Source organism: Ureibacillus endophyticus, assembly GCF_003628435.1.
In the GTDB taxonomy this organism is placed as follows: Bacteria; Bacillota; Bacilli; order Bacillales_A; family Planococcaceae; genus Ureibacillus; species Ureibacillus endophyticus.
Genome location: NZ_RBZN01000026.1, coordinates 1 through 20,152 on the forward strand (window position 1 = coordinate 1; position 20,152 = coordinate 20,152).

24 protein-coding genes are annotated in these 20,152 nt (G+C 34.3%); 4 read left to right on the top strand and 20 right to left on the bottom strand.

Annotated elements, in window-relative coordinates:
• Positions 1 to 190 precede the first annotated feature (190 nt).
• The 5 genes from D8M03_RS10890 to D8M03_RS10910 all read right to left on the bottom strand — a co-directional run bounded on the left by D8M03_RS10890 (position 191) and on the right by D8M03_RS10910 (position 5,294).
• Positions 191 to 898: an ABC transporter ATP-binding protein gene (locus D8M03_RS10890; protein WP_121214807.1), complete on the bottom strand. Its 708-nt coding sequence runs from the start codon at positions 896 to 898 to the stop codon at positions 191 to 193.
• A gap of 17 nt (positions 899 to 915) precedes the next feature.
• A complete protein-coding gene (locus D8M03_RS10895; RefSeq protein WP_121214808.1) occupies positions 916 to 1,686 on the bottom strand; it encodes an ABC transporter ATP-binding protein in 771 nt (256 codons plus the stop codon).
• A gap of 11 nt (positions 1,687 to 1,697) precedes the next feature.
• Positions 1,698 to 2,993 carry a branched-chain amino acid ABC transporter permease gene (locus D8M03_RS10900; RefSeq protein ID WP_121214809.1) on the bottom strand — a complete coding sequence of 432 codons (1,296 nt, stop codon included), beginning with the start codon at positions 2,991 to 2,993 and terminating at the stop codon, positions 1,698 to 1,700.
• A 9-nt stretch (positions 2,994 to 3,002) separates the two neighbouring features.
• The gene (locus D8M03_RS10905) at positions 3,003 to 3,989 is read right to left on the bottom strand and encodes a branched-chain amino acid ABC transporter permease (protein ID WP_121214810.1); all 987 of its coding nucleotides are present in this window, start codon (positions 3,987 to 3,989) and stop codon (positions 3,003 to 3,005) included.
• Positions 3,990 to 4,070: 81 nt separating this feature from the next.
• Positions 4,071 to 5,294, bottom strand: coding sequence for a branched-chain amino acid ABC transporter substrate-binding protein (locus D8M03_RS10910; RefSeq protein WP_121214811.1), 1,224 nt, complete (start codon positions 5,292 to 5,294; stop codon positions 4,071 to 4,073).
• A gap of 285 nt (positions 5,295 to 5,579) precedes the next feature.
• Here D8M03_RS10910 and D8M03_RS10915 point away from each other — a divergent pair, with 285 nt between their 5' ends.
• Positions 5,580 to 5,861: a MerR family transcriptional regulator gene (locus D8M03_RS10915; protein ID WP_121214812.1), complete on the top strand. Its 282-nt coding sequence runs from the start codon at positions 5,580 to 5,582 to the stop codon at positions 5,859 to 5,861.
• A 197-nt stretch (positions 5,862 to 6,058) separates the two neighbouring features.
• Here the strand turns inward: D8M03_RS10915 and lepB are convergent, their stop codons facing one another.
• The 4 genes from lepB to D8M03_RS10935 form a co-directional block, all read right to left on the bottom strand.
• Positions 6,059 to 6,628: a signal peptidase I gene (lepB, locus tag D8M03_RS10920; protein WP_121214813.1), complete on the bottom strand. Its 570-nt coding sequence runs from the start codon at positions 6,626 to 6,628 to the stop codon at positions 6,059 to 6,061.
• Between the two features lie 177 nt (positions 6,629 to 6,805).
• On the bottom strand, positions 6,806 to 7,594 hold the full coding sequence (locus D8M03_RS10925; protein WP_121214814.1) for an ABC transporter ATP-binding protein: 789 nt from the start codon (positions 7,592 to 7,594) through the stop codon (positions 6,806 to 6,808).
• 11 nt (positions 7,595 to 7,605) lie between these two features.
• Entirely contained in the window at positions 7,606 to 8,172 is a 567-nt protein-coding gene (locus D8M03_RS10930) for a GNAT family N-acetyltransferase (RefSeq protein ID WP_121214815.1), read from the bottom strand.
• 100 nt (positions 8,173 to 8,272) lie between these two features.
• On the bottom strand, positions 8,273 to 10,198 hold the full coding sequence (locus tag D8M03_RS10935; RefSeq protein ID WP_121214816.1) for an FUSC family protein: 1,926 nt from the start codon (positions 10,196 to 10,198) through the stop codon (positions 8,273 to 8,275).
• Between the two features lie 163 nt (positions 10,199 to 10,361).
• Here D8M03_RS10935 and D8M03_RS10940 point away from each other — a divergent pair, with 163 nt between their 5' ends.
• Positions 10,362 to 10,880 carry a methylated-DNA--[protein]-cysteine S-methyltransferase gene (locus D8M03_RS10940; protein ID WP_121214817.1) on the top strand — a complete coding sequence of 173 codons (519 nt, stop codon included), beginning with the start codon at positions 10,362 to 10,364 and terminating at the stop codon, positions 10,878 to 10,880.
• 229 nt (positions 10,881 to 11,109) lie between these two features.
• Here the strand turns inward: D8M03_RS10940 and D8M03_RS10945 are convergent, their stop codons facing one another.
• From D8M03_RS10945 to D8M03_RS10960, 4 genes are read right to left on the bottom strand one after another with little or no spacing between them, the layout of a single operon-like run.
• Positions 11,110 to 11,574 (bottom strand): DUF4064 domain-containing protein, encoded by a 465-nt coding sequence (locus tag D8M03_RS10945; RefSeq protein WP_121214818.1) that lies wholly within the window; start codon positions 11,572 to 11,574, stop codon positions 11,110 to 11,112.
• A 24-nt stretch (positions 11,575 to 11,598) separates the two neighbouring features.
• A complete protein-coding gene (crcB, locus tag D8M03_RS10950) occupies positions 11,599 to 11,943 on the bottom strand; it encodes a fluoride efflux transporter CrcB (protein ID WP_121214819.1) in 345 nt (114 codons plus the stop codon).
• The gene (locus D8M03_RS10955; RefSeq protein WP_121214820.1) at positions 11,940 to 12,290 is read right to left on the bottom strand and encodes a fluoride efflux transporter FluC; all 351 of its coding nucleotides are present in this window, start codon (positions 12,288 to 12,290) and stop codon (positions 11,940 to 11,942) included. The genes crcB and D8M03_RS10955 overlap by 4 nt, the downstream gene beginning before the upstream one ends.
• A 17-nt stretch (positions 12,291 to 12,307) precedes the next feature.
• Positions 12,308 to 12,817, bottom strand: a complete 510-nt coding sequence (locus tag D8M03_RS10960; protein WP_245987552.1) for a DUF1648 domain-containing protein — start codon at positions 12,815 to 12,817, stop codon at positions 12,308 to 12,310.
• 124 nt (positions 12,818 to 12,941) lie between these two features.
• On the opposite strand from D8M03_RS10960, the gene D8M03_RS10965 reads away from it, so the two are divergent.
• Positions 12,942 to 13,628: a DedA family protein gene (locus tag D8M03_RS10965; protein WP_121214822.1), complete on the top strand. Its 687-nt coding sequence runs from the start codon at positions 12,942 to 12,944 to the stop codon at positions 13,626 to 13,628.
• 31 nt (positions 13,629 to 13,659) lie between these two features.
• Here D8M03_RS10965 and D8M03_RS10970 read toward each other — a convergent pair whose 3' ends face one another.
• The 5 genes from D8M03_RS10970 to mce all read right to left on the bottom strand — a co-directional run bounded on the left by D8M03_RS10970 (position 13,660) and on the right by mce (position 18,370).
• The gene (locus D8M03_RS10970) at positions 13,660 to 14,145 is read right to left on the bottom strand and encodes a chemotaxis protein CheW (protein ID WP_121214823.1); all 486 of its coding nucleotides are present in this window, start codon (positions 14,143 to 14,145) and stop codon (positions 13,660 to 13,662) included.
• Positions 14,146 to 14,167: 22 nt separating this feature from the next.
• On the bottom strand, positions 14,168 to 15,280 hold the full coding sequence (locus D8M03_RS10975) for a M20/M25/M40 family metallo-hydrolase (RefSeq protein WP_121214824.1): 1,113 nt from the start codon (positions 15,278 to 15,280) through the stop codon (positions 14,168 to 14,170).
• Between the two features lie 68 nt (positions 15,281 to 15,348).
• Positions 15,349 to 16,308 (bottom strand): hypothetical protein, encoded by a 960-nt coding sequence (locus tag D8M03_RS10980; protein ID WP_121214825.1) that lies wholly within the window; start codon positions 16,306 to 16,308, stop codon positions 15,349 to 15,351.
• A gap of 98 nt (positions 16,309 to 16,406) precedes the next feature.
• Complete coding sequence (locus D8M03_RS10985; protein ID WP_121214826.1) at positions 16,407 to 17,954, bottom strand: acyl-CoA carboxylase subunit beta; 1,548 nt, start codon at positions 17,952 to 17,954, stop codon at positions 16,407 to 16,409.
• Positions 17,955 to 17,956: 2 nt separating this feature from the next.
• A complete protein-coding gene (gene mce, locus D8M03_RS10990) occupies positions 17,957 to 18,370 on the bottom strand; it encodes a methylmalonyl-CoA epimerase (RefSeq protein ID WP_121214827.1) in 414 nt (137 codons plus the stop codon).
• A 124-nt stretch (positions 18,371 to 18,494) separates the two neighbouring features.
• Between mce and prli42 the strand changes: the two genes are divergently transcribed.
• Positions 18,495 to 18,587, top strand: a complete 93-nt coding sequence (gene prli42 / locus D8M03_RS17725; protein WP_153062698.1) for a stressosome-associated protein Prli42 — start codon at positions 18,495 to 18,497, stop codon at positions 18,585 to 18,587.
• Positions 18,588 to 18,610: 23 nt separating this feature from the next.
• Here prli42 and D8M03_RS10995 read toward each other — a convergent pair whose 3' ends face one another.
• Both D8M03_RS10995 and D8M03_RS11000 read right to left on the bottom strand, forming a co-directional pair.
• Positions 18,611 to 19,588, bottom strand: coding sequence for an aromatic acid exporter family protein (locus D8M03_RS10995; RefSeq protein ID WP_121214828.1), 978 nt, complete (start codon positions 19,586 to 19,588; stop codon positions 18,611 to 18,613).
• A 92-nt stretch (positions 19,589 to 19,680) separates the two neighbouring features.
• Positions 19,681 to 20,121: a BrxA/BrxB family bacilliredoxin gene (locus D8M03_RS11000; protein ID WP_121214829.1), complete on the bottom strand. Its 441-nt coding sequence runs from the start codon at positions 20,119 to 20,121 to the stop codon at positions 19,681 to 19,683.
• Positions 20,122 to 20,152 lie beyond the last annotated feature (31 nt).

A 20,152-nucleotide genomic window follows, 5' to 3' on the forward strand; every position in this document is an offset into this window, starting at 1 on the left:
AATGCACAACTCACCTTTTTCTGCTTGTTTCTAGTCAACTCAAGTATAGAAAAATAGGTGATGTTGTGCATTTTGTTTTTCATAAATTGTAGGCAAACCCCAACAATTAATATAGAACCTTATTTTACACATATTTGGGACAGAAAACAAAATAAGACGGTTATCAAAAAGATAACCGTCCACGTTTTCATTAAGCTAAATATGCTTCTTTAATTTCTTCATTTTCAACTAATTCTGACCCTTTGCCACTTAAAACAATTTCACCATTTTGAATTACATATCCTCGATGAGCAATACTTAACGCTTGGTAGGCATTTTGTTCAACTAATAAAATTGTTATGCCGGAAGAATTCAATTGTAAGATAATATCAAAAATCTGTTCTACTATAATTGGGGCTAGTCCCATGGATGGTTCATCTAACATTAAAAGTTCCGGATTCATCATAAGGGCTCGTCCAATAGCAAGCATTTGTTGTTCCCCACCACTCATAGTTCCACCTTTTTGGTTTAACCGTTCCTTTAATTTAGGAAAGTGAGTAAAAACTTGTTCCATTCGCTCTTGAATGACATCTTTCCCTTTCACTGAGAAAGCGCCCATTAACAAGTTTTCTTTAACGGTTAAATTGGAGAAAATTCTTCTCCCTTCTGGTACATGAGCCATCCCCAGTAATGTAGTTTGGTGCGGAGGTTTATTCGTAATTTCTTTTCCTTTATATTGAATTGTCCCTGTTTTAACTTTTGCTAAACCACTAATCGATTTGAGAGTTGTCGATTTTCCAGCACCATTACTTCCAATTAAGGTCACAATCTCCCCTTCATCAACGTGAAGACTGATTCCTCTTAATGCCTGAATTGCTCCGTAGTATGTTTCAATATTGTTTACTTGAAGTACTGTCATTCTCCTTCACTCCCGTCTTAATGAACTGCTGCAGAACCTAAGTAAGCTTCAATTACTTTTGGGTTTGTCCGAATTTCTTCCGGATTTCCTTCAGCAATTTTTTCTCCATGGTCAAGCACAACGATATGTTCTGAAATTTCCATTACGAGTTTCATATCATGTTCGATTAATATCACCGTTACATTAAATTCTTGACCCATTCTCTTAATTACTTCTGTTAATTCTCTTGTTTCCTTTGGATTCATCCCGGCAGCAGGTTCATCAAGTAAAAGTAATTTGGGCTTTGTTGCGAGTGCACGGGCGATTTCCAATTTTCGTTGAGCTCCATAACTCAAATTGTTTGCTTTTTCATTTAGTAAATGATCCAACTCAAAATATTCTAATAATCGATAGGCTTCCTTTTCAGCTGAAGCTTCTTCTTTTTTCGTAAAAGGTAAGTTTAATAGAATACCGAGTAAATTTGTTTTTAAGTGGGTATGCATTCCAACTAACACATTTTCAATAACAGACATTTCGCCAAAAAGTCGTATGTTTTGAAACGTTCGTGAAATCCCCTTTTTTGCTACTTCGTCTGGTTTTAAACCTACGATCGATTTCCCGTCTAATTTTATATCACCAGAAGTAGGTTGATAAACTCCTGTAATCATATTAAAAAAAGTCGTTTTCCCTGCTCCGTTAGGTCCAATAACTGCTGTAATTTTACCTTCTTCAACGGTCATCGTAATATCTTTATTAGCTGTTAATCCGCCAAACTGTTTCGTTAAGCTATTTACTTCTAAAATCGTCATTGTGATCCCCCCTATACTTGAACCTTATCAATTGGAACTGAATCTTTTTCTGTATCATTGTTCAAATGATCTGGACGGTGATCTTTCAATTTTTTCACATCAAAAATTTTGTTTTTTGCTGGAATTAATCCTTTAGGTCGATAAAGGGCAAACACAACAAGTAAAGCTCCAAAAATAAATTTTTGCATTTTTGCTGGGCTCAACGCATCCGGAATGGATAAAGCACCAGATAAACTTAATTGATTTAACCAGTTTGTTAGTTCTGTTAATACTTGTAGATTTAAGATTGTGATAACAGCTGCACCAAGAATAACTCCAGGCACACTTCCCATTCCACCTAATACAACCATTACTAAAATTGTAAATGACTCCATTAATGTAAAACTAGTTGGATCGATAAACGCTTGTTTTGCTGCAAAGACGACTCCCATAATCCCTGAAAATGAAGCCCCAAGTGCAAAAGCTAGCAATTTTGTCTTTACTAATGGAATTCCCATAGCTTGAGCTGCAATTTCATTTTCACGAACCGCTTTCCATGACCTTCCTAGTTTTGAATGCTCCAAACGTAACACTGCAAAAATCGTAAACATTAAAATAAATAACGTGACAAAGTAGAATTGATTTGGAAATGATAGAGTTATTCCAAATATTTCTGGCGGAGTAACAGATGCAATACCCATTGCACCATTCGTAATATTGATTGGACGATCGGCATTATTAAAGATAATTCGGATAATTTCACCAAATCCTAACGTTACAATTGCTAAATAATCTCCCTTAACACGCAACACTGGTACACCAATAAGAACTCCTGCGATAGCCGCCATAATTCCACCAATGATTAAGAATCCCCAGAAACTTTCTCCTCCTAGAGGGAAATTTCCAAAAGGCATAAAATTACTTGCTTGTTTCGTTGCAAAAATACTATAACTATATGCTCCCACTGCGAAGAAAGCAACAAATCCTAAATCTAGTAATCCCGCCATACCAACTACAATGTTTAAACCTAATGCCATTGAAATATAAATGCCAACCATCGTTGCAACTTCCATATACGATTGGAAGGCAGGTCCACCGCTAGATGCGAACGGAATAAGAATAAATAGCAAACCAAGAGCTGTAATCCACTTCGTCACATTCTTTAAAGACATATAATGAAGAATTAATAATGACGAAAGTAAAAGTAAAAACGAAACAACTGATTTTTGAGAAAAATAGAGTGCTGCAGAAGTGACAATGATAAATAATGAAAATAAAATTACTTGCAACCATTTATTTGAAAAATACGATGCTAATTTTGCTTTCATATTCGCCACCTACACTTTCTCTGCAGTAGGTTTCCCAAGTAAACCTTCTGGCTTGAATATTAGTACTAATATAAGAATGGCAAAGGCAAATACATCTTTGTATTCCGCTCCAAATACGCCGCCTGTTAATAGTGATAGATTAGCAGAAGCAAACATTTCCATTAATCCTAATAACATACCACCTAACATGGCACCACGAATATTTCCGATACCACCCAATACCGCAGCGATAAATGCTTTTAATCCTAAAATAAATCCAATATAAGGGTCAATTGTTCCGTATTGTACAGCAAATAGAACACCTGTTGCTCCACCTAATGCTGAACCGATAAAGAATGTAATGGAAATAACTTTATTTACATTAATTGACATCAAGGAAGCAGTTTCACGATCAAGTGCAACGGCCCTCATTGCTGTTCCCCATTTTGTTTTATTAACAAAATAATCTAGTGCAACCATTAGAACAATTGCAACACCTAGTACAATTAGAAAAGAAGTTTTGATTCTAGCATCAAAGAAAATGCTTGAAATAGAAGAAGCTTTTAATGTGATTTGCTCAGAAAAAAGAGATGGTCCTGTAACAATATAGTTTCCGTTAAATAGTTCCGCAATAAAACGTACAACGTCTTGCAAAATAAATGAAATACCAATGGCAGTAATTAATGGGATTAGTCGAGGAGCATTACGTAATGGTCGGTATGCAACCCTTTCCAATCCAACGCCTACTAATCCAGTAATACTTGCTGTTAATACTAAAACAATAATTAATAGAATGAATTGTGGGATTTCAGCAGCCCATCCCATTCCCATAATTAATATAAAGAAGGCTGTACCAATAAATGCACCGGACATAAAAACTTCGCCATGGGCAAAATTGATTAGCTGTAAAATTCCGTATACCATTGTATAGCCAAGAGCAACTACCGCATAAACAGCACCGAGCGTGAGTCCGTCTACTAATACTTGAGGTAAACTCTGTAATACTTCTTGAAGCATATAATCCCTCCCTAATATAATGCATGAATACTCTAGGTATAGAAAAAGTGTTGAGAGCTAATCCCAACACCCTTTCACTCACTATTGGCCTACTTCTCCTACTTGAACTGGAGGGTAGCTAGCTTCTTCAAATTTATAAAGGAAGATTTTCGCGTTCACATTATCACCTTTTTCGTCAAAGGAAACGTCTGTTAGTGCACCTTTATAATCTTTTACAGCTCGAACAGCTTCTGCTACTTTATCTTTTGATGGAAGTTCACCATTATTCGCTTTGATTGCACTTTCCAAACCTGTTAAAAATACACCCATTGAGTCGTATCCATAAACAGAGAAGCCTTCAGGGTCTTTATTAAATTTCGCTTTATAGTCTTCTACGAATTTTTTACCAGATTCTGTTGCTGTGCTATCCCCTGCTACAGATGTAATATACGTATTTTTCACTGCTTCACCTGCAATATCTACTAATCCAGATGAGTCCATACCATCTCCACCCATGAACGGAACATCGATTCCTTTATCACGAGCTTGTTTGATGATAATACCACCTTCAGAATATAGACCACCGAAGAATACTAAGTCCGGTTTTTTATTCAAAATTTGGTTTACTACACCATTAAAGTCTTTCTCACCAATTGTAATACCTTCATAACCTACAATTTCAGCACCTGCTTCTTCAGCCGCAGCAATAAAGGCATCAGCTAAACCTGTACCATAAGCCGTTTTATCTTGAATTACAAAGATTTTCTTTGCACCTAATTCATTAATTGCATAATTAGCACCAGCAGGACCTTGGAAATCATCGCGACCAACGATACGGTTTACTGTTTTTAAGCCGCGCTCAGTAATTTCCACAGCTGTATTTGCTGGAGAAACCATTGCAATGCTATATTTCTCATAAACTTCTGAAGATGGGATTGCTACACCTGAGTTATAGTGACCAATAACACCGTAAATTTGTTCATCGGCACCTATTAAGTTAGCATTAGATACACCTTTTTTCGGGTCACCTTGATCATCATATGGCTCTAGTTGAAGCGTATAGCCCAGTTCTTCAAATTTCGCTTGTTCTTCTTCTAACTTTAATTGAGCACCAAGTTTGATTGCCTCACCAATGATTGCTGATCCACCAGATAATGGGGATTGAGTCGCAATTTTTATAACTTTTGTACCTTCAGCTGGCTCGGTATTCGTTGGTGTCGTAGAAGATGATGAACTACTCGATCCTGAATCTGATGAACATGCTGCTAAAATACCAATCGATAATACACCTGAGAGAAGAACACCAAATGTTTTGTTCAATTTCATAGTAAACCCCCTATTTCTTTTTCTATTTTCTAGTACTAAATTCGCACTAGTTCTATTTAAGTATAGTTTTGGAAGTAATTTAACACATCAAGTTTGTCAGAAGTTCTAACATGATTTTTTTATTTCGACACTTTTATACAAAAATAGTATCTAAAATTAGATTTTGACAATCATTATGTTAAGAAAATTTACATGTTTGCCTATTAATATATTGTCACAGCCTTCAAATAAATGTAAAATGATAGAAAAAGTTATCAGAATCTTTCGAAAAGAAGGTGTTTGCAAATGCCGAACAGCGATTATCGTAGTAAAAAAGTTATATCTATTGGAACGGTAAGTGAATTAACAGGACTTTCTGAAAGACAAATACGCTATTACGAAACGAGAAAACTCATTTTTCCAGAAAGATCAAAAACAGGTATACGAAAATATTCTTTTTTAGACATTGAAAGATTAATCGAAATTGCAAATCACCTAGAGGAAGGAGTATGGACACAAGAGATACGAAAGGAATTAAAACGGAGAGAGCAATTAAATATGCAAGAAGTTTCATCATCCCTTCTTTAAGTAAAATAATAAAATCGCTAAATCAATTATTTTCAAAAAGTAAAAGGACTTAGTTAATCCAAGTAAACTAAGTCCTTTTAAATACCTTATAAGAGATTCTACAATTGCCCCTTAACAAAAAACGGACAGATGATTTGTTGGTAATCACCTGTCACATTAAAGTATGTAATGAAGCATTTTTATTTGTTAGGAAAATTCTAGTTGATTCTTTTTTCCTCAGCACCCCAAAATACTTTTAATTCACGAATCGGATATATTCGAAATTTCGATTCTCCTAATATCGCATCCATTGAAATTAAACCAAAATGGCGGCTATCAGAGCTTCTTAAACGGTTATCTCCTAAAACAAATAGATAATTTTCAGGAACTTTACTCTCACCCGTTAATTCTTCTAAAGTAAAGTTTTCTGTAATTCTTTTTTGAAATGGATTATCCGTGCTTCGATTTACATAAGGTTCTTCATATTCAATCCCATTTATAATCAATATGTCATCCTTCATTTCTACTGTATCACCAGGAAGACCAATTACTCGCTTTATGTAGTATTCATCTTCATAGGGTGCTTTAAAAACGACATGATCAAAACGGTCGATATCACTTATTTTACTAATAATAATTACATCTTGATTTTCGTATGTAGGCATCATTGAGGCACCTTTAACAACAAGGGGAGATACAACAAACTCTCGGCAAAAAAATGCAATGATTATGCCAAAAAATATTGCCACTAACCATGATTGAAATTCACTTTTTGGTCTAGACTGCATATAATTTCCCCCCTCATTTGTACCAATTATTAATATTTTATAATAAAGCGTTAATAAAAAGAAATATTGTCAGAAAATTTTAATGCAAATGTATTCTATTTGTAACAAAAGATATTTTTTCCAACTTTAACAAATTAGTATAAATCTATTATTTCGCCTACTCAAATATGAATCCTGTTATTTTATTTGTTCTTTAGCTTTTAATGCAAGCCATGTTCTATTTTGTTCTACTTGAACTGATACAGGGTGATTGTAAAATTTAGATAAGGTCGCTTCTGTTAATAAATCTTTCGATGGACCTTGAGCAAAAACTTCACCTTTCCTTAATAAAAGCGTATGAGTAAAACATGGCAATATCTCTTCAACATGATGAGTGACATAAATTAAAGTTGGGCAATCTGCTTTAGCCGAAAGTGTATTAATTATTTCTAGTAATTCTTCGCGAGCAAGAAGGTCTAATCCGTTACAAGGTTCGTCTAAAATTAGAATTTTAGGATTTGCCATTAATGCCCTTGCAATTAGTAATCGTTGGCGCTCTCCCTGGGATAAAACACCATATTCTTCATCTTCTAAATGTTCACAACCTAATAATTGCATGAAATTTAACGCTTGTTGAACCTCTTCTTGTTCAACAGCCTGCCATAATCCAATGGAAGCAAACTTTCCACTTAATACTACACTCAAACCTGTCTCATAATCTTTAATTTTATGTTGTAACGAACTACTAACCAACCCAATTTCTTTTCGAACATCCGGAATATAAGATTTACCAAAAACATTTCCTAGTACTTCTACAGTCCCATATTGAGGGAAAATGTAACCATTGATAATATCTAAAATTGTCGTCTTACCAGAACCATTTAATCCAAGAATGGACCAGTGCTGACCTTTTTCAACTTTCCAGCTTACATTTTTTAAAATATCTTTTTGATTTCGATAATAACGTACATTTTGTATTGAGATCATTTTTACACCTACTATTTTAATAATTGTTCAATATATTGTTTCGTCTCTGGCCACTCATCTTTTATGATACTATACATCACCGTATGTCGAATCGTACCATCTTTGCGAACCATATGATTTCGTAAAATTCCTTCCTTCTTGGCACCAATTCGTTCAATTGCCTTTTGAGAACGGAAATTTTCATGATCTGTCTTAATTTGAACTCTATTCCATTCTAAAACTTCAAAACAATAACTTAGTAGTAAATACTTACAATTTGTATTGATTGCAGTTCTCCAATAACTAGGTGTTAACCAAGTGAAGCCAATTTCTCCTCGCTTATGTTTTTTATCAATATCCATTAATTTTGTAGAACCAATAATTTTATTAGTTTGACCATCAATAATGACAAGTGGGATTTCGGTACCAGTTTCTTTTGTTTTTAATGCACTTTCAACATACTTTAAAACATCTTCTTTACCATTCACATTAATAGACATATGCGTCCAAATTTCAGGATATTTTGCTACTTCATAAATCGCATCAACATCTTCTAATTGCATCGGTCTTAGCTTTACAAGACTATTCTCTATCAACATTTTTACTCCCCCTTACTACTAACTATTTTAATACAACATAGTTAATATTTTTTAATTATTTGAAAATAAAATAAAAACATTCATAAAAAAATCCTCTTTCCTATTTAGAAAGAGGACTTGTACTTTTTTTGATTAAATTTTTCTGTAATTGTTCTAACGTTTCTTTTATACCAGGAGCACTATTGACTAAAGGGATGTCGCAAATAGGTATATTTTCTTTTCGCTCTGCGGCATAGGCCATCCCTTCAATTGCTAATAATATTTTCGCTAGTTGTTCTTCTTCTATTTTATGCGTCTTAGATCGAGAACTTTTTTCTAATAAAAATGATATTTCTTGTATTGAATGAATAATTGGCCAGTAATATTCCGAAGCTTTTTTATCCTTTGGAATTTCACCGGTTGCAGCATCATAAACCGTTTTCAGATTCTTAATATTTGTATCCATTTTATTAAACTCAATATTTTTCCCGTATTCTTTATAGATTTTTTTATTAGAAAATACTACATAAAAAACTTGAGCTTGACTTCTTAGTGTTTTCGAAATGAGATGTGGTAATCTACTTGATGCAGATTTTCTGCCTATTACCCAAACTCCAATAAGTCCAATTGCAACGCCAATAAAAACATCAATTAATCGTGTAGTGGCAAAATAGGAAAAAGAATAATCTCCTACAGTACCAGCTTCAGCCATAATTAATGCATTCGGAGTAAAAAATAATGCAGCTAAGCCATAATTTTTTACAATAAACAACTCCGTCACAAAGGTAAATAATGCCACAAAAAGTGCAATAAAATAACCTGATGGATGAAAAGCTAAAATAACACTGGCAAAGAGAATTCCAAAGATTGTACCCAAACTTCTTTGAATGGCGCGATGGAATGTTGCAACTACGGTTATACCTGACATAACCGCTGCACAAGACAACGGTACCCAAAATGAGCGATTAAAATGAAATTCATAGGCAATAAAAGCAGCAATAAAAGTAAAAATTCCGAAACGTAAAGCATTGATTAAAATAATCGAATTTTTATCAAAAGCACCTATTAATACACGTTTTACATTCGGTGTAGCAAAATGTAATTCTTTAATAGTAGTGTTAGAATCGGATAAATACCCTTTTGCATTGGAAAGTTCGTTAATAAGCAATAATGTATGTTCATTCGGTCTGTCTATCTGCGGTAATTGAATAAGTTTCGATGCACTTTCAAGATCCTTTGAATCTAATACTCGTGCAATCATCCTCAATGTTTTTGCTAACTCTTTCGAATGTTGAATGTTGTTTCCTTCTACAATACTTACGTACATTTTATTTGCAATATTATTCAATACATATAGCTGATTATATAATTTTGATTCATGCCAAGATAAATAGGCAGAAGCTAACGTTTGGCTCGTATCTTTTATACTATTCATTACTTGGTGTTGTGCATCATTCATTTTATCAGTGCCTAGTACTTCTAATAGCTGTGCTAAAGCGATATACGTTGATTTTACTGCCCTTTTTTCTGGTCCATGAGGATTAAAAAACCAACCTACCATGGCGATACACCATGATAAAGCACCACTCATTAATACTAAGCCAGCACGTATAAAAGCTTCTTCGGGTGCGATAGGCATACCCGTAGTCATCGCAAATATTAATACAAAAAAGATTGCAGAAGGACCAATAAAACGAAAGGCCCCAAATAGAAAAATGGCTGTGGCACCAATCACCCCCATAGTGATGGCAGAGATAATTGGATAAGGAGCTAAAATTGTTCCTAAAAATACTGCAAGGGTGATCCCAAGTACAACCCATGCTAATTTTTTAGCAAGTTGAGCATATGGAATCGGAAAAACATATAGATAAGTAAACCCACCTAATGCAGCAATTAATCCATATTCTAAATTTCCCAATAAAAGCAACACTAATATTGGTATCCCGGAAGCAAGCCCCGCTAAAAAAGCTTTTAACCAAGGGAAAGGTTTTTTATCGACCAATAATGCTTGTTTAAAAATCGAAGGTGATTTGACTGTTTCGTTCATAAATATCTCCTAAAAACTAATCCATATCTATTCGTTATAAATTGAGCAATAAAACTTGTGATACAATTATTGGTCAAAATATGGTATATGATAACACAAAGTGAGGAAGTCGAAATAAATTCCTCATAATTCATGTTAAAATAGTGATTATGGAGGAATTTATATGACCGAAACAATAATTTACTGGGATTCATTTACATATAAACATTGGAAAGTTAATTTGGCTGCAACAAATAACGGTCTTTGTTTTCTAGGTACACACCATTCTTCCTACGACGAACTAGTAAAATGGTGTAAAAAGCAATTTCCAAATAGCCATATACTCGAAAATAGTAGTCAGCTACTACCCTATGAAGAAGAACTTGTTGAATATTTCGAAGGCAAAAGGAAAAAATTCACCTTTTCCTTTGATATTAGAGGAACATCATTTCAAATGGATGTTTGGGAAGCTTTAAATCAAATTCCTTATGGACAAACGAAATGTTACTCAGATATTGCACATATGATCGGTAATCCAAAAGCAGTTCGAGCTGTTGGAACAGCCATTGGTAAAAACCCATTATCGATAATTATCCCGTGTCATCGTGTCCTTGGTAAAAATGGTACTTTGACAGGATACAGTGGTGGACTTGATGTAAAAGAATTGTTATTGCAGCATGAAGGCATTCCATATAAAAAATAGAATAGGCTAAGACATAAGTAGGTACAAAAATTTAGCTATAAAAATATTAAAGGGAAGAGTCAAGCTGTCGGCATTCGCCTTTTGCTACTACTAGAGCTAGCCACGAGAATGCTTGAGCTATCTCTAGATGCATGTCCACGTAACGGTAATCAGTTTTCATCAAATCAAAAAAGTACTATTTTCCATATAAGGAAAAATAGTACTTTAATTTTGTTCAGGGCCTCTTTAATTATTCGATAATGTATCCATTTTCATCACGAACTTCAATTGGTGTTGAGTTTTTTGGTTTTCTAACAAAACACATAATTGCTGCAATAAGAAGTAGAATACCAGATAAAGAAATAATTCCAGATAATACACATCCTATAATAAATAATATCCCTGCTAATTTCGGATTAGCGTTTACTTTTATTGCTCCGACAATAGCTAAGACAATACTAATAAGTCCTAACACTACAAATACCCAACCAATTGTACTAATAAAATCGATGAATTCCCCCATAAAATTAACACTGTCCGCAATTTCTTGCTCTGTTAATCCAGATTGAGCTAATGAATTTTCGATTTCTATGTTGACTTGTGGATCATTTACAACCATCTTACTACCAACTAACATAAGGATTAAAATACCTACAGAAATAATATTTAACACTACAGAAATAATACTTAATGCTTTTTCACCTGTTCTCTTCATACAGACCACCTTTTAAAATTACTTTTACAAACTCCAACCAACCCAGAAATAAAGCAAGCCGCCTAAAATATTTACCAATACATACAAAAAACTTTTTACTAATTGTTTTTGGTTTACAAGTTTCACAACATCGAAAGAAAAAGTTGAGAAAGTCGTAAATCCACCGAGCATTCCAATAGTAAAAAATGAAAGTGCAATTTTGTTGTCTATCTCCCACACATGTGTTAAGCCAATGAAGAAAGATCCTATTAAATTGACAAGGACCGTTGCCCAATAAGAAGGAGTTGCCATCTTCGTTATTAAAATTTGAACACTATATCGTAATGTAGCACCTAATCCTCCACCAACTGCAACCAGTAGCCAAATCATGTCTCTTTCCTCCGAACTAATAGATAGCCGATAAACGCTGCACTTACACTAGCTAACGTCATCCCAAAGATATATGCAGTACCTCTAAACGACTCTTCTAGTAACATATTAAAAGAAGTCTCAGAAAATGTAGAAAAAGTCGTAAACGTCCCTAACATACCCGTTGTAAAAAACAATTTTAGTTTACTTTCCTTTTTTTCAAAAAATCCATTGAGACAACCTAAAATAAAGCTTCCTAGCACATTTACAATCCATAACATAACCGTTGTACCAACAACAAGTTGAATTTCATACCGAATGATTGCCCCTATCATTCCGCCTAAAAAAACTTGAATAATATTTTGCAAAATCTGTTCTCCATCTTTTATTTAATTTTTTTCTGTTGATAAATCCCGAAAATGATTACGCTGGTAATCACCAATAGAAATATAGGCATAAACCCAACTCCAAGAGATTGAATATCCCCTTTTGAAACTCTTACGATTTGAATAATTAAGTAGGCAAACAACAATAAACAAATATTTTTTACAACATTTAATAATTTTCTACTTTGAAGATAAAACTGTTCAACATTTGTTTCATTCAGTCTCTTAGGGTAATTATGCATATGGGGAGCTTTTTCTAAAAGACTCATTAACACAAATTGAAATGTCCCGATGATTGGTAATATAACTATCTCATACTTTGAGCCCCATCTGTCAACATCACCACTTGCATTAAAATGGCCGGGAATTTGCTCTGGTATAACATTCCAATTAATAAGAACATATAATACAGATAACACAAATAAACCAAAACCAATTATATCACTAATTTTTTCTATTTTTGTTTTTGGGATATGAAGTATTGGACGATACGGTAAATTATTATTCAAAAACATCTCCTCCCTAGTTTACGAATACAATCTTCCTCTATTGAATACGAATACTATAATTTAAAAGTTTCATCATTTGGGTACACTTTACAAAGGATATCTAGTCAGATTGGAGATTGGTACCATGAGTATAGCGAATATACTAGATTTTTTGCATAGTTTGGATACCGAGCTTTTTGAATACATCGAGCAACTAGGGGTTATAATTTATTTAATTTTATTTTTAATTGTCTTTGGAAAAACAGGATTTGTCATTTTAACGTTTCTACCTGGGGATTCTCTTGTTTTTGCCAGTGGAACGATAGCTGCGATGGATCGTTTAAATCTGTTTATTTTATTAATTCTCTTCTTTTCTGCAACATCACTAGCAGATAGTAATAACTACTTCATTGGAAGAATATTAAGTAAATCGTCATTAAATCAAAAATTATTTTTGAAAATTATTCCTCCAACATCTATTGAAAAGGCAAAGGAATTTTTATTAGAATATGACCGAGTTGCCATTACCTTTTCACGATTTATTCCGCTTATGCGAACAATGACGCCATTTATCTGCGGCTTTACAGGTCTGCCATATAAAAACTTTGTGCGTTATAATATAATCGGCGCTTTTATTTGGACATCAATTTGGCTGGGGACGGGCTATGCACTTGGTAATGTATCATGGATTGAAAATAACCTTCTTTTTACATTGTCATGTATTACGATGATTATGTTCATTCCAAGTATTTACGGCTTCTTTATTCAGTTCCGTAAAAAACATATTAATGATGACGAAACAATAAAAGAAGAAGCTAATCGAATCGACTAGCTTCTTTTCTTGTATTAGAATATACCATTATTTAAGCGTTTACGTTTTTTTCATTTTCGAGCATCTTATGTAAATACTCGATAATTTCTCGAATTCCTTCTAATGAATTCACTAATATTTTCGGGTCTACACATGTTATCATACGATTCTCTAGATTTGCTACAGCAGTAAAATAGCGAGTCTTCGAATAATTTACAAGACCTACTTGTTGGATTTCCGATGGTGAAAAATTCAAGATTTCCTTTGCTTCATCTACAACTAGTGCATAGTTTACAATGTCCGTATTTAATACAATCATTCGGCACTGTTCCCCAATACTTTGTCTATTGTATAGAATTCGATTAAAATCAATCACTGGAATTAATTCTTCACGAACTCTAGAGAAGCCTAATAAATAATTTGGTAAATGCGGAATTGGAGTAATACGACCTAATTTCTCTATTGATACGACTTGTTCAACAGGTAACGCATATTCTTCATTTCCACAACGAAATATAACAGTTTTTTCAAACGTCATAACTTCACCTCTCATAAAAGAGTTATTTTGCAGAACATTTTACTATTTCAACTAATAAATCGGCTAATTTTTCTAATTCTTCAATAGGCATTCGTTCATTTGTTGTATGAATTTCTTCATATCCAACAGAAAGGTTTACAGTTGGAATTCCAAAACCTGAGATGACGTTTGCATCACTTCCGCCACCTGATTGACCAAGCATCACTTCTCGGCCAATGTTTTGAACAGCTTGCATTGCGACTTGTACCACTTTATCCTCTTTTGTTACAGAGAAGCCTGGATACATTAATTTTACTGAAACTTGCGCACTGCCACCTAAATCTTTAGACACCTGTTCAAATGTTTCTTTCATATGTGCGATTTGTTGATCAAGTTTTTCTTTCACAATTGAACGAGCTTCAGCTAAGATATAAACTTCATCACAAACGATATTTGTTGCTTTCCCACCTTCGAAACGGCCAATATTTGCTGTCGTATCTTCATCAATTCGACCGAGACTCATTTTTGCAATGGCTTTAGAAGCAAGCGTAATGGCAGAAATCCCTTTCTCTGGCGCCACTCCAGCATGAGCTGTTTTCCCAAAGATTTTTGTTTCAATTTTCGCTTGATATGGTGCTGCAGTTACGATGCCACCTACTTTTCCGTCACTGTCCACAGCAAAACCGTATTTTGCGATAATATGTTCAGGGTTTAATTCCTTTGCACCAGCTAATCCACTTTCTTCACCTGCAGTAATAACGAATTGGATTGTGCCATGTTCAATATTTTGTTCCTTTAATCGACGTGCCATTTCAAATAATGCTGCCATCCCAGCTTTATCATCGGCACCTAAAATTGTTGTTCCATCTGAATAAATATAGCCATCTTCACGAATTTCTGGTTTAATGCCTACTCCAGGTACAACAGTATCCATATGCACTGTGAAGTAAATAGGCTCCACATCTAATGTTCCTTTTAATGTTGCAATTATGTTGCCCGCTGCATGACCGTTACGAGTATGAGCATCGTCTTGAAAAACTTCAAATCCCATTCCCTCTAACTTTTTCACTAAAATAGGTGCAATTACTTCTTCATGCTTTGTTTCTGAATCAATTTGCACCAATTCTAAAAATTCGTTTACTAAACGGCTGTTCATATTGTAAAACTCCCTTATTTGTTAATACTTCCTTATTTTACGCCTCTATATGAAGGAAAACAACCATGTTACATTGCGATTCCCAGAATGTCTTTTTTCTTTTGGTCAATCGTTTCGTATTCACTTTTCACGATTTTCTTCTTCTCCGCTAATTTATTCATCGTATTTCGAACATCAGATAACACTCTTGAGATTTGTTCCTGTGAAGATGATATTTTTGAATGTACAGACCATGCCGAAAAAATATCATCAAAAAAATAATCTGCAAAGCGAACAAAGCCATCTGTATTTACATCGAGATGCCTAGTACTCATCTCTTGAATATCCAATAACTCATTCTTAAATCTTTGTAACGCCATTTGTGCTTTATGAATAGCCGATTCTGATTCATTTAATTTTTCATATTTTAAATGAGTTGCAATTAGTCCACCACCAAGGAAGGTATCCCAAGTTGAATAATTACTAGCAGATTTCAAAGAGTCTAACGCCGAATAGAGTGCATTAATTGCTTGATTACCAGCATCTTCCGCTTCCTCGATTTCCTTCTCTAATCGTTTACAATTATTTTCGTTCTCCTCAAGTTTTGCTAATTCGTCCGCTAATAACGGATGATGATTATTAATCCATTTTCTCTTCTCATTTGTAAGATTTTCATACTCTTTCATCATTGTCTGTTCATCTTTTTGTGCAATGTTATTTTTTATCTTTTCTAAATCGCTTACAAGATCTCTTTTCATTAAAAACGTTTCATTTAATCGAAGCTCGATTGTAGCCGCTTTATCAATTTTATTGGCACGAAGCTCATCTTGTTTTCCTGTCCAATTCCGAAATAAATTAATAAAACTAAAATGTTCTAATTTTTCTAGTTTACCGCGAATCTCTTTTAACTCATCTTCATAATTCTTAATTTCGTCCTCTATTTTTTCTAGCTGAGCAGAAATAACAGTTTTCTGGTTTTTAAGTTTTTCTAAGTTCTTAATTTCTAAAAATATCTCTTCTTGTTTTTTTGTCAATATTTCAAAGTCCATGTTCATTCCCCCTATCTATTCATACGGATGATGTTGGAAAAATGATTCAAAAAAAATAAGAGTTATCCAAATTATTGGACAACTCTTTTTGCAAAGTATTATAGAGGAATATTTCCGTGTTTTTTCTTCGGTCTTGATTCTTCTTTTTTATCTAACATATCTAATGCTTGAATTAATTTAATACGAGTATCACGTGGGTCGATTACATCATCAACCATACCACGAGATGCTGCTACATAAGGATTAGCGAATTTTTCTTTGTATTCTTCAATTTTAGCCGCGCGAGTTGCTTCTGGATCTTCAGATTTTGCAATTTCTCCAGCAAAGATAATGTTTGCTGCACCTGCTGCACCCATAACCGCGATTTCAGCGTTTGGCCAAGCGAATACTAAATCCGCACCAATTGATTTAGAGTTTAATGCAACGTATGCGCCACCGTATGCTTTACGAAGGATAACTGTAATTTTTGGAACAGTTGCTTCAGAGTAAGCATATAAGATTTTCGCTCCGTGACGGATGATTCCACCATGTTCTTGTTTAACACCTGGGAAGAAACCAGATACGTCTTCAAATGTAATGATTGGAATATTGAAAGCATCACATGTACGAATGAAACGAGCCGCTTTATCTGAAGAGTCGATATCTAATCCACCTGCTAATGCTTTTGGTTGGTTACATACTAAACCTACAGATTCCCCACCGATACGTGCAAAACCTACAACGATGTTTTTCGCGAATTCAGCTTGTACTTCCATGAAAGAACCTTCATCGACAACTTGCTCAACTACTTTACGTACATCGTATGCTTTTGTTGGTTCAATTGGAACATAATCGATAATATCTGGACGATAGTCATCGCCTTCAGGTTTTGGATATTTTGGCGCTTTTTCTTTATTACTTTGTGGTAAATAGCTTAATAATCGACGAATTTGTTCAATTGATTCATGTTCAGATGGTGCGCGGAAATGTGCATTACCACTAATTGAGTTATGTACTTTTGAACCGCCTAAACCTTCAGAAGAGATTTTTTCTCCTGTTACAGTCTCAATTACTTTTGGACCAGTGATGAACATTTGTGAAGTTTTATCAACCATTAAAATAAAATCTGTAATCGCTGGAGAGTAAACCGCTCCACCTGCACAAGGTCCCATAATAACTGAAATTTGTGGAATTACACCTGAATAAATTGCATTACGATAGAAAATATGACCGTATCCATCTAATGAAAGTACCCCTTCTTGAATACGAGCACCACCTGAATCGTTAATTCCGATAAATGGTGTACCATTTTTAGCAGCTAAGTCCATTACAGCAGCAATTTTCTTCGCATGCATTTCACCAAGTGCACCGCCAAATACTGTGAAGTCTTGAGCAAATAAATAAACGTTACGTCCATTTACTTTACCAAAACCAGTAACAACACCATCTCCAGGTCCAACTTGTTTGTCCATACCGAAGTCAGTAGTACGGTGTGTAATGAAAGGATTGATCTCTACAAAAGTACCTTCGTCTAATAATAATTCAATACGCTCACGTGCAGTAAGCTTTCCTTTTTCGTGTTGCTTTTCAATACGTGCATCGCCACCACCAAGTTCGATTTCACGCTTTCGGTCATACATTTCATTAATTTTATCGAACATATCCATGATTACTTTTCCCCTTTTCCACTTTTATCGCATAGCTCGTATAGAACTCCGAATGAATCTTTTGGGTGTAGGAATGCAACTTCTGCTCCTCCAGCACCTGGTTTTGGTTCGTCTGATAGAATACGTACACCTTTTTCACGTAACTCTTGCATTCTCTCACGAATTCCTGTTACTCCAAAGGCAACATGCTGAATTCCTTCTCCGCGCTTTTCGATATGGTTATAAATTGCGCTGTCTTCACTTGTTGGTTCCAATAACTCAAACTTTACATTTCCTGCATCTATAAATGCCACTCTCACATTTTGAGATGGAACTTCTTCAATTTTTAATAATTTTAATCCTAGGACTTCTGTATAATATGGAATACGTTCATCTAGGCTTTTCACAGCGATACCAATATGATCCACTTTTTCCATTGTAACACCCCTCCTGTTATAGTACAAATCTATTTTAACGAATTTAAAAACAACTCGCTACATACTTGAGAAAAATTTCAAATTTGATAAACTAAATCTAAGAAAAAAAGGAGAGTACGAGCATATGAGTAATAAAAAATTTCAGAAAATAGTTGTATATTGTATGATAGCCATCATGGTTATTTCAACTTTAGCTTTTGGTCTATCATTCTTCTAAATTCAACTTTATTGCGATTACTACTAGTTGGTAATCGCTTTTTTCTTTTTAATACCTTTAAAGGATTGTTTAATCTCTAAATACTCATCCATTTCTTCAATAAATTGATATAGTGAGGCCATGGCAAGAAATTTTTCATGATTTTCAGGTAATGGCATTTTAGCAAACTCTTGTTTTACTATATCCAATTTGTCTCTAAATTTTTTCGCCGTATTTCCTGAATGGACGTTGATTGATAACTCCTCCATAAAATCTGCAACAAGTTCTGCTTGTTGTACCATAACAGGCAAAGTAGTAATCTTCGGTAACACCCGCTCAATAATTTCTAGCTGCTTTTCACGCATATCAAAATATAAATAATATTGATTTTCTTTTCTGGCTAAATGATTTTCAACATCTTTGAAGGCGAGGGATTTTGCTTTATTTAGCAGATTTACCGCTTCAATAATCTCTTTCCCGTCCCAGGAGGTATCCCCATTGCGCAAATATTTGACAATTTCAGAAAATATAGAACGGTATAATTCCTCAATTTGATTAATGTAATGATCCAATTGTTTTTGATAATCGCCCATATACATATTCACGGCAAGTCCCGTTCCAAAACCAATTGCCATTAAAGATAGCTCATTCCATAATAAATCAACCGTAAAATTACCTTCATTATAAATGTGCATCATTATGACAACACTTGAAACAAATCCGTCTGAAACTCGTAATGAAACAATAGTTGGAATAAAAACTAATAACATTAAACCTAGTACAATGGGATAATAGCCAAACGATTCTAATGCTATAAAGGCAAATATCATGCCGATAATACTTGCAACCACTCTCGTGTAAACGGCATGCACAGATTTCTTTTTAGTCGTTTGTACGCAGAGAATCGTTAAGATCGCTGCTGAACTAAAAAAATGTAAGTCAAAATAAGCTGCTAGGAATAATGCGATTGATGCACCAACAGCAGTTTTTATAGTTCGATAGCCAATTTTAAACTTTTTAATAAAAGTTCCCCCTTAATTGACTGTTACATCGTATATATAAGAAAGAACATGTCCTTAAAGAATAAACTTTAAGGACGTGTCTTTACTAAATGTTAAACTTCTTCACAAAACTCTTCAAAGTTTGCTTGTAGATTAGTAATAACAGACATTGGGTCATGTCCTTCAATTTCATGACGTCCGATATCAGCTACTACTTTCCCATCTTTTAATAGAACAAAAGATGGAGAAGAAGGAATATGATTATCACCAAAGAAATAACGTGCTGCTGCAGTTGCTTCTTTATCTTGACCAGCAAATACTGTAACTAAATGATTTGGTCTTTTATCATAATGAATAGCATTGGCTGCTGCTGGACGAGCAATTCCACCTGCACAACCACATACTGAATTCACCATTACTAATGTAGTACCAGGACGTGCAAATGCTTCTTCCACCTCTTCAGGCGTACGCAGCTGCTCATAACCTGCAGCCTCCATTTCAGCACGTGCTGTTCTTTTAATTTCCTCCATAAACAAATCATAATCCATGTTCATAATTTATCGCTCCTTTCAACTAATCATTTTA

Excerpts from the sequence above, each read along its gene's own strand:
- D8M03_RS10890 (WP_121214807.1), bottom strand. The coding sequence starts at position 898 with ATGACAGTACTTCAAGTAAACAATATTGAAACATACTACGGAGCAATT.
- D8M03_RS10895 (WP_121214808.1), bottom strand. The coding sequence starts at position 1,686 with ATGACGATTTTAGAAGTAAATAGCTTAACGAAACAGTTTGGCGGATTA.
- D8M03_RS10900 (WP_121214809.1), bottom strand. The coding sequence starts at position 2,993 with ATGAAAGCAAAATTAGCATCGTATTTTTCAAATAAATGGTTGCAAGTA.
- D8M03_RS10905 (WP_121214810.1), bottom strand. The coding sequence starts at position 3,989 with ATGCTTCAAGAAGTATTACAGAGTTTACCTCAAGTATTAGTAGACGGA.
- D8M03_RS10910 (WP_121214811.1), bottom strand. The coding sequence starts at position 5,294 with ATGAAATTGAACAAAACATTTGGTGTTCTTCTCTCAGGTGTATTATCG.
- D8M03_RS10915 (WP_121214812.1), top strand. The coding sequence starts at position 5,580 with ATGCCGAACAGCGATTATCGTAGTAAAAAAGTTATATCTATTGGAACG.
- lepB (WP_121214813.1), bottom strand. The coding sequence starts at position 6,628 with ATGCAGTCTAGACCAAAAAGTGAATTTCAATCATGGTTAGTGGCAATA.
- D8M03_RS10925 (WP_121214814.1), bottom strand. The coding sequence starts at position 7,594 with ATGATCTCAATACAAAATGTACGTTATTATCGAAATCAAAAAGATATT.
- D8M03_RS10930 (WP_121214815.1), bottom strand. The coding sequence starts at position 8,172 with ATGTTGATAGAGAATAGTCTTGTAAAGCTAAGACCGATGCAATTAGAA.
- D8M03_RS10935 (WP_121214816.1), bottom strand. The coding sequence starts at position 10,198 with ATGAACGAAACAGTCAAATCACCTTCGATTTTTAAACAAGCATTATTG.
- D8M03_RS10940 (WP_121214817.1), top strand. The coding sequence starts at position 10,362 with ATGACCGAAACAATAATTTACTGGGATTCATTTACATATAAACATTGG.
- D8M03_RS10945 (WP_121214818.1), bottom strand. The coding sequence starts at position 11,574 with ATGAAGAGAACAGGTGAAAAAGCATTAAGTATTATTTCTGTAGTGTTA.
- crcB (WP_121214819.1), bottom strand. The coding sequence starts at position 11,943 with ATGATTTGGCTACTGGTTGCAGTTGGTGGAGGATTAGGTGCTACATTA.
- D8M03_RS10965 (WP_121214822.1), top strand. The coding sequence starts at position 12,942 with ATGAGTATAGCGAATATACTAGATTTTTTGCATAGTTTGGATACCGAG.
- D8M03_RS10970 (WP_121214823.1), bottom strand. The coding sequence starts at position 14,145 with ATGACGTTTGAAAAAACTGTTATATTTCGTTGTGGAAATGAAGAATAT.
- D8M03_RS10975 (WP_121214824.1), bottom strand. The coding sequence starts at position 15,280 with ATGAACAGCCGTTTAGTAAACGAATTTTTAGAATTGGTGCAAATTGAT.
- D8M03_RS10980 (WP_121214825.1), bottom strand. The coding sequence starts at position 16,308 with ATGGACTTTGAAATATTGACAAAAAAACAAGAAGAGATATTTTTAGAA.
- D8M03_RS10985 (WP_121214826.1), bottom strand. The coding sequence starts at position 17,954 with ATGGATATGTTCGATAAAATTAATGAAATGTATGACCGAAAGCGTGAA.
- mce (WP_121214827.1), bottom strand. The coding sequence starts at position 18,370 with ATGGAAAAAGTGGATCATATTGGTATCGCTGTGAAAAGCCTAGATGAA.
- prli42 (WP_153062698.1), top strand. The coding sequence starts at position 18,495 with ATGAGTAATAAAAAATTTCAGAAAATAGTTGTATATTGTATGATAGCC.
- D8M03_RS11000 (WP_121214829.1), bottom strand. The coding sequence starts at position 20,121 with ATGAACATGGATTATGATTTGTTTATGGAGGAAATTAAAAGAACAGCA.